This is a genomic window from Pseudomonas sp. S34 (genome assembly GCF_009866745.1).
In the GTDB taxonomy this organism is placed as follows: domain Bacteria; phylum Pseudomonadota; class Gammaproteobacteria; order Pseudomonadales; family Pseudomonadaceae; genus Aquipseudomonas; species Aquipseudomonas jessenii.
Map to the genome: position 1 here is coordinate 809,861 of NZ_CP019398.1, position 12,074 is coordinate 821,934.

The 12,074-nt window shown below is 58.3% G+C and carries 6 protein-coding genes and 1 other RNA gene; 1 reads left to right on the top strand and 6 read right to left on the bottom strand.

Annotation, left to right across the window (positions count from 1 at the left end):
• Positions 1-751: 751 nt before the first annotated feature.
• The gene (avs3b, locus tag PspS34_RS03450) at positions 752-1,456 is read right to left on the bottom strand and encodes an AVAST type 3 anti-phage proein Avs3b (protein ID WP_159389518.1); all 705 of its coding nucleotides are present in this window, start codon (positions 1,454-1,456) and stop codon (positions 752-754) included.
• Complete coding sequence (locus PspS34_RS03455; protein WP_159389519.1) at positions 1,398-7,673, bottom strand: hypothetical protein; 6,276 nt, start codon at positions 7,671-7,673, stop codon at positions 1,398-1,400. Before PspS34_RS03455 ends, avs3b begins: the two co-directional genes overlap by 59 nt.
• A 627-nt stretch (positions 7,674-8,300) precedes the next feature.
• On the opposite strand from PspS34_RS03455, the gene PspS34_RS03460 reads away from it, so the two are divergent.
• Positions 8,301-8,648: a hypothetical protein gene (locus PspS34_RS03460; protein ID WP_159389520.1), complete on the top strand. Its 348-nt coding sequence runs from the start codon at positions 8,301-8,303 to the stop codon at positions 8,646-8,648.
• A 466-nt stretch (positions 8,649-9,114) separates the two neighbouring features.
• Here PspS34_RS03460 and PspS34_RS03465 read toward each other — a convergent pair whose 3' ends face one another.
• The 4 genes from PspS34_RS03465 to PspS34_RS03480 all read right to left on the bottom strand — a co-directional run bounded on the left by PspS34_RS03465 (position 9,115) and on the right by PspS34_RS03480 (position 11,935).
• Positions 9,115-10,371: an integrase domain-containing protein gene (locus tag PspS34_RS03465; protein WP_159389521.1), complete on the bottom strand. Its 1,257-nt coding sequence runs from the start codon at positions 10,369-10,371 to the stop codon at positions 9,115-9,117.
• Between the two features lie 187 nt (positions 10,372-10,558).
• Positions 10,559-10,955, bottom strand: a transfer-messenger RNA (tmRNA) gene (gene ssrA / locus PspS34_RS03470).
• A gap of 94 nt (positions 10,956-11,049) precedes the next feature.
• Entirely contained in the window at positions 11,050-11,328 is a 279-nt protein-coding gene (locus PspS34_RS03475; RefSeq protein WP_150812847.1) for a hypothetical protein, read from the bottom strand.
• A gap of 334 nt (positions 11,329-11,662) precedes the next feature.
• Positions 11,663-11,935 carry a hypothetical protein gene (locus tag PspS34_RS03480; protein ID WP_090453013.1) on the bottom strand — a complete coding sequence of 91 codons (273 nt, stop codon included), beginning with the start codon at positions 11,933-11,935 and terminating at the stop codon, positions 11,663-11,665.
• Between the last annotated feature and the right edge of the window lie 139 nt (positions 11,936-12,074).

The window sequence follows — 12,074 nt, forward strand, 5'->3', positions numbered from 1 at the left end:
ACTGTCAGTCAGGTGCAGTCCATTTCATGGGCTGCGGTACCATCATCGGCATCGCTGTGGCGAGTGAGCATTCGGTGTTTGTCACGCCGATTGTCACGAGGGGGAAAGCCGCAAAGGCCCGTGCGAGCAGGGCTGCAGCAGTGTGATATGCGCCCGTCTCTTTAGGGGGCAAAGAGACGGGCAACAGGTTGGCGCAAGAAATGGCCAAGCGGATAAGTTGCTGCAGAGCAGCCAGGAGAAGGCCTGAGTTGCCGCAGTGGGCAAAGTTGAGAAGTAGGCATCCATCACATCGCTGTGACTGTGCGAGCCGCCGGACGCTAATCGCACTTGGGGTGAACCACCACGATATGGCGTAGCCTCAAAGGTTCTGGCTACATGGGTGCTGTCGAGGACAGCGCTGGTACAGTTCTGGTTTAGCGCTCCTTCTGCTCGTGGTCAACAGTATTTTGGGGGGGACTCTTGCGCCAATCGGTCGCGTTGGAAGACCTTGGAGGTCGGTGGTTTTCCATGGCCGGGTGGTCGTTCGTCGGTTTTTAATGTGAGCCCGCGTAATTGCATGGACTTGACCATTTGCATTGTCGCTGACTAGTCAATTGCATTCGTGCTGATCAACCGTTTGCTTTCGACTTGACCAGCACACGCCGTAGTGACGACCGGCGGAGAACGGCCAAAAGCAGACGCTGTCATTGTCAGGGTGATGGCCAGTCGAAATAGACGCCAAAGACCAATGAGTGCAATGTGCGCACGTTAGCTAAGCGTTAGGCTTCTCATGCTCCTCGCCGAGCAGGTGGTTAACAGCTTTAGCAGCCGCCAACGATTCCACCAAGTCCGTCTTGAGCGCTTGAGTCGCAGCGGTAAAGTACTCGAGCTGCGCGATACGCTTTTCCAACTGCTCAATACGATGTTTTTTAAGCTGCGCCTCGTCCCGCCCTGCCCTCACGATCCTGATCCGAAGTTCGGTGAGGGGGTCTTCTTCCTCCAATTGCTGGGCGAGCTCTAACCACTCAGCGCTGTCTCGCCCCGCAGCGCACGAGGCGTGCGCAAGAACATGATGGATGAGGTTGCGAGCTGCGGCATCTATCCCTAACGCAGTCGTCATCAGCTCCTCGACTTCACTGTCCCCGCTATCGGCACGTGCATCAAGGGCGCGCCAGAGGTTGTTGCGGTAATGCGGTTCACCGTCCGGATGCAAAGATTCGATGGTCTCTATCACCCGGTCAATGGACTCGAACGCCTTTCTCTTCGCAGGGAAAGTCCGTGCATGTGCCCATAGGTCCAAGATGGCGCACGCGCACAACTCCTGTGCCTTTTCACGCTTGGGCAGAGGGGCGTGCTCGGCGCGCACCAACAACTCTGCGACGTAGTGCGCCATCCACCGCGCGAGCGTGTCCGTCGATTCAACGAGCTTTAGTTCGGCGACGAGCTTTTCGCCGAGGGCGAGCATTGCAGCCGACAATGCGGGGGGCTCCGGCTTTTTCGATCGTGATGATGCTTGTCGAGCGCTCTTCTTCAGCATCTCTACTCCTGCTTTCGTAGTTGAAGGGCACCACGTGGCGATGACAGGTGACTTCGAGAATCAGCGTTCGCTCCTGTCGATACAGGGCCTTCTGCAGGAACTGCCTGTCGACCAGGAGGCGTTGTCCTCTCGGGGCTCGTTGGCGCTCATTGTCGGCGCCTTCGCTCCAACGCTCGACCCAGGCCACACATGTTCCGTCATCCTGGTGCCACGTACCAGAAGCTTCGTCCCAGACAATTCCGAGGTCGGCCGCCACAAGCCCGGCAAAATTCGGAAAGCGTCCGGTCAATCCGCCGGCCCATGGATCATCCGAATCAGCGCTGGACTCGGTTCCTGACTCCGCCACCCACCCTTTCAACATGAAGTCACCGTGGTGAACTTCATGTGTGTCCTGGAATTCGGGCAGTGCATAGTCGAACGGGTTTCTGCACGTTGCCAAGGCCCGGGACAGCGCGCCAGCATGGGTCCGCGACGCCAATGCGCTGATCACGCGTAGGGTTTCGCTTTTGTTCCCCTCATACTGGGTCCAGCTGCCTGCAACCACCACCGTCCCGGTGCGCGCCCTTAGGCGCGAAAGCGTGTAATTCTTTGTCGTGGGGACGGGCCAAGCGCCCTTTTTTCTTGCTGGGAACTCGATGGTGTCCACCGGCGGCATTTGCCTGTGATCTGCCAGCCATTCGCCTTTCGCGTCGAGCAAAGCCCTGTACTCCAGCCAATGGGAGAACGATCCCCATAAATCTTCTGGGTCCTCATGCAGCGGATGTGTCTCCAGCAACTGCCCCGCAGCCTCCATCACGGCATGGTAGGAAAGATAGAACGAGAGGTTGTCCTGACCGCCCAGTTCGCTGCCGCGGCTCGACCTGTATTCCTTGAATTGGCCACGTAAGGCACGCGCATCGCGATCGTAATGACCGTTTTCCTGCATCCTCCAGTCCTCGCGAATGACCTGGCACACCACGGCCTCGATCTCACTGGGGCGTATCGAAAAGCACTGGGCCAGCGACTCAATCCAGTTGCGCGAGAAGTCATAGTCGAAGCTGAACTCACATGTGTCGTCCGAGCCAAGCGGGCTGCGGTTCACCCGGGAGTGGTAGGCAGAGGACTGCGTTGGAAGCGCGGACGCATTGATCCGGATAAGCGCATCACGGGCTACCGGAGCCATTGCCACGTGCCCCCCTTCTGCCAAGGCCAACAGGGTGCGAGCCGCGATACCGCGGCAGATCACATGGCGGTTCTGCCGCGACGCCAAAGACTCCAGCCAGGCTGCGTGACGCGAAACAACGCCCCCGCTTTCACGCGAAGCGCGATCAAGGGCTGTCAGCAACCACTGTACCGCGTGCATTCGATAGAAGTGGAAGCTTGCGTCGGTGAAGGCCGATGCATTGTCGCCGGTCGCGAGCATGAGTACGTCCTCCAAGAGGGCTTCGCGGCTCAAGTGGCACAGCGCCCGAACCGCGTGGGCGGCTGGCCAACGGCTCCCCGATTCAACGGACCCGAGAGCTGCCCAGATATAGCCTGCGATACTTTCGCGACAGCCGCCGGCGGGTACAAGGCACGGGTTCCACGGCCCATCACCCTGCTCGCAGCCAAGCGCCTCTTCCAGATGCTCAAGGCCATAGCCCAGCACGGATCGCGCTTCGACCGGACCCAAGAATTGAGCGAGGACCGCGACGAGCTGAAACAAGCCATTGGACGTAGTTGGCAGGCTGGTCTCGGCGATCGCCTCCACTGCAAGCCGGAATAGCTCTTGGCGCGTGACCCCCGTCTTCTCAAAGACCAGGTCGTAGGATAAGGACTGATAGTGGCGGTTGATGTCGAGCGACGTCGCATGGTCGCGGGCCATGCGACGAACGAACGATGCCAATGCCTGTCGCGCTGCGAGTCGATCCGCCCACGTCGTGGGGATTTGCTCCAGAAGACCACGGACGACATAGGGGCTCCAGTCGTCGACCGCCTTGAGGCTCTCGACGAACGAGCGTTCCTTGCCCGCAGTCACGCGAGCCACGGCTTCGCCAATCCACTCCTCGCGCCACCGGCCGAAGCGGCCGCCAGGCATTCTCGCTTGGCTTTCAAGGAGGCCCGACTCGCTGCCGAGATCGAGGCCTGCAAACACGGCACACCAGTCAGGACCGGACTCGCGCCCGCTCGTCAGCAACGTCTTGCGGGACTCGCGATCCGATTCAAATCTTCGGCCGCATTCTTCTAATTCGCGAAAAGGCTGCGCGTTCAGACCCCGTGCCTGGACCGCATCGGCAACCTCTTTTAAACGTGCTCTGGAATTCGAGGAGAAGCGAAGGTATCGGTAAAAATGCGCCAGCACCTTTTCCTTCTCGGCGCCGCCATCGGCCACATCGAGCGCGGCCGCGATCAGCCCCGGCCAATTCCAGTAGCCTTCGAAGCAGACAAGAGCTGCCGCGTCCCGGGCATCCAGATGGCCTCGCTTGCACAGGACTTCAACGAGCTGTGGAAAAAGGCGTCCAGGCTCACCGAATTGACGGTCACGCCACCGGCTCATAATTGCTGCCGATGTGCGCGGCGACAGGGTTGCGATCGCCTCGACTGTGTGCTCCCAATCGAAGTGCTTGTCGCGATCGACGTACGAACGCGTCACTTCGGCCGCACGCGCGAATCGATATGCAAGCAACGGGTCATCGACCCTGTCCGCAGCACAAGCATCACTCAGGTGCAAGAGGGCGTGCCATCGCTCAAGATTCTCCTGCCCGATCTTGCTGGCGACGCGAACGGCCTCATTGAAGTACTGCTGAGCCTCATCTTCGCTGGCTCCTAGTACGGCTCGAGCGAGTAGAACGAAGCTGTCGGCCATGGATTCGGCGAGCTCGGCTTCCTCTCCGATGCGACCGCGAGCCTTGTGTGCAAAGGAAAGGACAAAATGCGGAGGGCCGCCCGTCAATGCCGCACGGCGCGCGATATCTGCCATGGTAGGAATGAAAAGAGGAACCCGTAGACTGTTCTGCCACTGCTCGAGCCGCGCCCAGAGTGCCTCGTCACTGCCAAACAAAACGATGCATTCGGACCATAGTCTCGCGATCCCATTGGCCGTCACAGACCGCTCTTGGTAGGCGTCGTGCCGGTGACGCGTCCAATGCTCCAGTGCCACTGCCAAAGCGGTCTCGAAGTCCGCTTTGGACATCGAGCCGGAACGAGCCTTCACGCTCAATTCGTGCCATGGCAACAACGCCTTGAGGCTCTCAAATCCCTGGCCGCTTAACCGACTCTTGTTCTCCGAGTTCTTGCTGGATTTGCGCTTTGCGCCATAGATGAATTCTAGCGTCAGTGGCTTGCTCAAAAGCGCTGCCAGCAATGCATACGCCCGCAGGTGCGCAAACCGATCTTCACTGTTGTGTTCCGACTCGAGAGTGCGGGTCGCGACTTTAGGTATGTAGCGCCTTAAGAGGCCGACCAATGCGCGCTTGGACGCTAAGCGGTAATGTCGCGCAGTATCGATCATCGACGCGACGGCGCTGATTCGCATGCCCTCACCTCGCCAGTCGCCCGGCGCGCGGAGTTTGACTCGAGGATGCAGGAGCAGGCGAATGGTGCGTACTGCAGCTGCTTTAGGGACATGCCGTTCAACTGCTCTGAGTTCATCGGCTATCGCGAGGACCAGTCCGATATCGTTGCCTGCTGCCATGGCCAGGGCATCGGCATCCTCCCACCGAGCTGCGTCGACTAGACGCTTTGCGAGCGGTCGTCCAACGCGATAGGAGAGTTCACGTGGCTGCCATCGCCGCAACTGGGCGGCGCATAACATCGGACCATGTACATTGAACTCCGCCCATTCCAGCTCGAGGATATCTTCGTCCGTGACCGAGGTTCGGTGGTTACTCTCCTGCCGGTTGCGAGACCAGTGGCCGAGCCAGTCATAGGCAAAGCGCAACTGGGCGCGTGCTTCGCCCTCCAGGCTCTTCCGCCCCGAAAGTAGCGCCGCTTCATAGGCGTGTTCAGAACCTGTCCAGTTGCCACCGACAATCTGACGCCTGGAGACCTGCTCCAGCAACTGATCAGCATCCAGGAACCGCGATGCGAGATCCACGTTTCCGCTCAGGAGCGCCTGTTGGCGACCATCGGCCGCCACCCGCCCGCCAGCCTTCAAGGCGAGCTTGGCGGCATCCGCGTACCGGCGCGCTCGTAGAGCCGCCCGCGTCGCAAATTCCAGCCGCTGCAACTCGACATCACGCCTTGCGATCTCGTCGTTCTCAGGCAGCGCGTCGTCGCCCAGTGCGAGTCGAACTAACTCATCGAAGCAATCGGTGCTCAGCATCAGCGCGGGCAGCGCGGAAGCGGCATAGCGGCTTTCCTGCGCTAGAGGCTTCAGACGGCGGACGAATGCCTCGAGCTCTTCCTGTTCGGGTCTGAAGTGTTTCTGGAACCACGTTTCCGTGGGCTCGTCCCTGAACTGGACGGAGTCGTCCCGAACCAGTAGTGGTCTGCCGAGGTCATGGGTGAAACTCCGGACCAATCCTTCGTCAACGCCAGCTGTCAACGCGATGATCCTGATCGGCACGAACGGGCGCAGTATAGCGAGCGCTGCGCAAATACGGTCGATCTGAGGCCGCTCAACCTTCGCCGCGACATGCCGTGCCTGGCGTATTGCCTGATCCAGAAGATCGCCAATAGTGTCATCCACCGTGCGAGGCGAAGGACCGAGGCTACGTAGGACAGCTGCCAGTGGTCCGGCCGGTTCCAGGTCCAGCGCAGCACGCTGCACCCGCGGATTGCGCGAGGTAAGGCGGTGAAATTCCCGGACGTCCACCTCCTTGGCGTCCGGAAAATGGGTCCTGAGCAGATCCCCGGTCTCCATTTCGGTGAACCCATCAAGCTCAAAGCGAACCACGCCCGGTGGTGGCTGGAGCTTATCAATTCGGTGAGGACGCGCCGTGAGCACCAGCCTAACGTTGTCGGGAAAGGATTCAGCAAGCAACAGCCGAGGGAAGCTGGGCGGGTCGTGGAATTCTTCGGCCGCCATCTCCGCGTTGTCCGCGGCGTCCAAGACGAGAACGAGGCATGCATCGGCGGCCTGACTGCGCACGACGGCACTGGCCTGGCCCACTCGCGCCAGGAACGCATGGGCATACGCGGCGTCGTCTGCTTTAGGCGTCGGGATCAGCGGGTGACACAGGCCCTGGGCGGCCATTTCGTTGGCCAGTTGTACCAATCCGTCCTTAGCGCGATGCCGTAGGCCGGTGAAGCTTCGGTACCCGCCATTGCCGAAGCAGTCATAGACGAACGTCATGCTGCCCGGTAGTGCAGGGCCGATCTGGGTAGCGACGATGGATTTTCCGTAGCCGCCATCCGCTGACACTATGATTGGTGTCAACGATTTGGTGATCACTTTGACCAGATCAGACATCTGGGCGCGCGGCACGATAATCGGAGGGGACTCCAGAGCATTTGGCGCAGGAAACAGGTCGTCCAGACGAACGCCGATGGTGTCCAGGACGTCCTCCCGCCGGATCTCTCGATTGGACTTGAACTCAGTCGTGGCCTTGCGTGCGACGAGGTCACGTAGCGCGATTGCCGCATCCTTATCGTTATCCGGGAGGTAGGCACGCAGGTCATGGCTGAGCAACGCACGTTGCTCGAGAAATCCCTCGACGCGTGTGATGGGCCGGAACAGCGAGGCGAACGTCTGGAGATCAGCTGGCGCCAGTCCCGTCACGCGGCTGATGTAGTGCGCGTCGCGCCCTTGTTTGCCCCCCCTCAAGTCCGCCAGCGATTGAAGAACGCGAGGCGAGAGCGGGCGGTTGGTTTCGAACTCGAAAGCAAAGCGCGCGCAGACATGCTGTATACCAAATCGGCCTACCAATGCCGTAAATCGGTCAGCGAAGTCCTTGAGCGTTTTGCGTAGTCCGCTCGCAGTCCATTCCTTGTCCGCGTGGAGAGTCGAATGCTTGAGCTGGCGATAACGCACCAGCCGCGCAACCGACAGGCTGGCACTGCCGTAGTATAACGCGAGGTCGATGGACTCAATGCCCGCGTTGACGGAGTCCTTCTTTGAAATCCCTTCGACGGACACGACCTTGAGGTCGGATGATGCCTCGAGAAGCTCCAGGCAAAGTCGGGACGCACGTGAATAATGAAACTGGTCACCATCTCGGCTCGGGCCAACGTCAAAATTATCAATCTGCACTGACATCAGTCTGTCCTGATTTCCCTGTCACAATGACGCCCCCCCCGAAGATCCAGCGCACCATGCTGAGGCAACACAACGGACCTTGCGGACATACATGCGCCCAAAAGTCGGCACGTCTCAGTCTATCGTTTCGTTGGAAGTTGGCACAATGATATTGCCCAATCGCCAAGCGACTCTATTGGCGCCATGGCTGATAGATTCGCGTTGCAGAGGTTGGACCAGCTAATGTCGTATATGGCCGATTTCTGCCTTTCCCCGAAGGGCTGAAAACGACCCAGCCTATGTAAAAGCGCACTGAATACGTCGAAGGCTGAGAGCTACAAGCGCTGCCTGCTATACCACCAGACGGAAGCGCGAATTGCCCTAGCCAGCTACATACCCCACCAAACAGCCCTCTGCGTGGCGCTGCTATAGCGCACGCGAAGTGTGCTCATGGCTGCAAGGCGCTGAGCACGCAGATACGATGGCCAAGCAGGACGAGCTGCGTCATTGATCTGCGATAGCTGACGTCAATCTCAAAGCGATTTCTGAAAAAATTTGAGAAAAGCAGTAAATAAATCCGAGGAACGTGCCGAACAGTGAAGTAGGTGACTGAAAATCGGTCGCCGCACCCACTGATAAGGCTCTTGAATGAAGAAGCTGTACAAGCTGTTCCGCACCACTGCCAGCATTGCTGGCGCCATCATCTGTTTCGTGCGCAACTACTGCGCAGATAACCCTTGGGTCATATCTGGCCTGAAGAAGTTCATGGTGGTCTCTAGCATCATCATCACGATCCTGTCGGCGATGCTTTGGCACATCTCTGCTACCTGGCAAGAAGACGTGGCCCAGATCCAGAACCTCGATCAGGCGAAAGCTATTGCGATCACCACCGCGGCCGCCGTGCTGAACACAAAAGCGGCGATGCTTGGGGTGATCGCAGCCCTCCTGAACGCCCTGTACTTTTGGATCGGGACGCTGAGCAGCTCCATAGAGTAAAAATACTCTCTTCAGGGCACATCGTCAGCGATGAATCGTCCCTGATGTCCTACACGCATTGGATGGCTGCTCCTGGCCGGTTGCAGTCCTTCAGTGCTTGGCTGAAGCACTCGCGCTGAGTGGCACCCGCTGACACCCATCAACTGCAAACGGCTGGTCAGCGCGAATGCAGATGACTGGTCAAGTCGGATGCAAACAACTGGTCAGTGGTAATGCAATTAGGTGATCAAGTGAGATGCAATTACGCAGAGCCCATGCGAGTGGGAATGCGGAGCCTTCCCGCTCGCGTGGGCTTAGCCGAGAAAGTCCCAAGAGAGAGGCTTACAGCGGCGACAGTCGCCACCTCTGTCGCCATGCTGCAGACCAGGTATTACACGGGTTGTCGCCAGTGTCGCCGCTGTCGCCAAATCAACCATCACTCCATCTGGGGAGTCATTTTCGGTTACCGGCGGCGTTCGGTGAGCGCTCACCGTATCGGCACGACATTGCAGTTCCTGGTGTCATTGATGGCAGCTGCCGACAGACTACCCGTTGCTGCTTTTTGGATGTGCTCACTCCACCAAGCCATCATCGGACGCCGACGCTCAATGTAGTCAGCTCGGTTGTAAGCGCTTCGGACTTCGTCCTTGTCGACATGCGCCAGCGCGACTTCGATCAGCTCCGGATCCCACCCATGCTCGTTCAGGATGGTGCTGGCCATGGAGCGCATGCCGTGGCTGACCAAGCGGTCCTGGAAGCCCATGCGTTTCAACGCCATGTTGGCAGTCTGACTGTTGGCGTGGGTGCGCGGGTTTCTATCTGCCGGGAACACGTATTCCCTGTGGCCGCTGTGGGGCTTGAGCGTCTCTAGTAAGGCGAGTGCCTGTTCGGTCAGCGGGATGGTGTGCGGACGACGCTTTTTCATGCGCTCCGGCGGGATGGTCCAGATGCGTTTGTCGAAGTCGATGTCTGCCCACCGGGTGGTAGCCGCTTCGGCAGGACGGGTCATGGTGTGCAGTTGCCATTCGATCAGGCAGCGGGTGATCCGCTTGATGCTGGCGTTCGCGATTTCGATCATGAGCTCGGAAAGCTCATCGGGTCGTAGCGCGGCCATGTTCTGTTTCTTGGGTTTCTTGAACACTGCGCGAATGCCGCTGAGAGGGTTCGCAAAGATCAGTCCTGAATTGACCCCGTAAGTCATGATCTCGTTGAGCCGTTGGCTCAGTCGCTTCACTGTCTCGAGACTGCCTTTGGCCTCAATCGGGCGAAGCAGTTCTATGACCATCGGTGCGGTAATTTTCGAGAGCGGCGTTGTTTTCAGGTCTGGGAATACGTGCAGCGTGAGCGATCGCCAAATGTCTTCGGCGTACGCCGGCGTGACGGAGTCCTTCTTCAGCTCGAACCAGGCGGTGGCCACGTTCTCGAACGTATGTTCCGTCTCCGCTCGTTTGGCTTCGTCCTGTGCATTGCGTTGCACCTTGGGATCAATGCCTTGTGCCAGCAGCTCGCGCGCTTCCACCACTTTTTTCCTGGCGTTCGCTAGTGAGAGCTCTGGGTACGTGCCCAGCCCCATATTGATACGATTTTTGGTTACCGGCTCGCGGTAGTTGAAGTTCCACAGCATCGAGCCGTTGCTCCTGACTCGGAGCTGGAGGCCGTCACCATCGCTGAGGACGTAATCCTTGTCTTTTGCCCTGACTGCCTTGAGCTGGCGGTCGGAGAGGCGAAGGGCTGGAGCAGGCATGAGAGCTACCTCTGACACCGTTTTGGTATTCCAAAAAATAGCACCGGAAGGCTTGGAATACCATTTGGAATACCCAAACGCCTGGAACTCAAAAAACCTCTGCGGAGCCCAATAGCGCTTAAACCCTTGATTTCACTGGATTTCAGGCACAAAAAAAGACGTCCGTGGACGTCTTTAGATGATGAAGTGGTGGAGCCGGGGGGATTTGAACCCCCGTCCGCCAGTACTCCGCTGTCGGTACTACATGCGTAGCCGTGTCTATTAAGTTAACCCTCAGCGACCCGACGGGCAGGGTGCTTTGGGCGAGTTGTGTAAGTTTTAGCCGCTTCGTCCACAACGTACTGCACGGCGATTCTGTTCTATATGACAATCACTTTGGGTTTACAGACATCCCCTGGTGATTGCTGGACCCGAAGGTACCAGAAGCTCAGGGCTAAGGCTGCTTACGCAGCGAGAGCGAATTCCTGGCCGTAGTTATCGTCATTGGCAACTATAAGTAGTTGCAACAGTGGATTTACGAGTTCTGTTACCAACTCGGCATGCACCTAAAGTTTCGCAACCGGCGTCGAATCCTAAACGGCCCCGAGCCTGATGCTCTGTGAATCAAGTGAGCAGCAGGCATATACAGTGTACGTCATCACGCTCCGGAAGGCCAACCCGAAGGTTGGCCACCACAGATCATGGGGCTGGTTGGGTGCTCTGTCTGTCAGCGAGCGCCAATGCCTGGGTGGCCTCGGTGACGCATTTTTTGTCGTCTCCGGAGGCTTGTGAGGCTTCGGCGCTGGACATCAGTCTTTTGATCTCCATCGTGGTGTTTGCGGAGTTCGCCGGCAGCGCATTCACTTTGCCTTTGAGCTCTTGCAGCTTGCTCGTACAGAGGTTGTTGTCCGCAGCAAATACAGGAGAGGCCAGCATGGCAGCAGCAATGAACAGGCCAGCGAGTGTGGTGCGTTTCATGGGTATCTCCTTGAGCTGATGGTCTCAGTGCTGTCGTATGAGTAGACGGCCAAGCCGAGCCCGAAAAGTCCGCCCGATCTGATGGGGCCTACCTCAAAGACTACGATTCAACGCAAGAATTCGTTTTTCTCAGAAAATGTGTCGAGCTTCTGCAGCGATGCGGGCGGTTACACGTATCCAGACCCCCAGATGCAACAAAACCCGCAATTGGCGGGTTTTGGTTTGCTTCGTATCGGGCACGGCCGGGCTTTGAGCTCCCGGCTGCCAGTACTCCGTTGTTGATGTACGCCAACGCGGCCCGAAAGGCCAACCCGAAGGTTGGCCTTGAGCCGAGTTACTTGGCGCCTTTTTTCGAGTCTGTGACGGCCTTGATAATGTCGTTGGTCTCGGCGATGCAATCATCAATGCCTTCCTTGGTGCCTTTTGCCTGGTCGGCTTTGGCTTGCTCGACGGAGGCTTTTACCTGGTCAGTCATTTCCGGAGGAATCTGTGCCTTGCCGTTTTCGATGGTTTTCAGGTTGACCGCGCAAAGGTCTTCAGCGGCAAATGAAGTGGAAGCCAGCATGGAAGCAGTAACGAACAGACCTAACAGCACAGAACGATTCATGTGTTTCTCCTTGAACTGATGGCCAGGCATTGCTGGCCATCAAATCGGTCTACCGAGTGTTGGGAAAGTCCCGCATTGGCGGGACTTGATCAGTGGACTGCGGCGACACGTCAGGGTTCTGTTTTTCTGTGTTGATGCC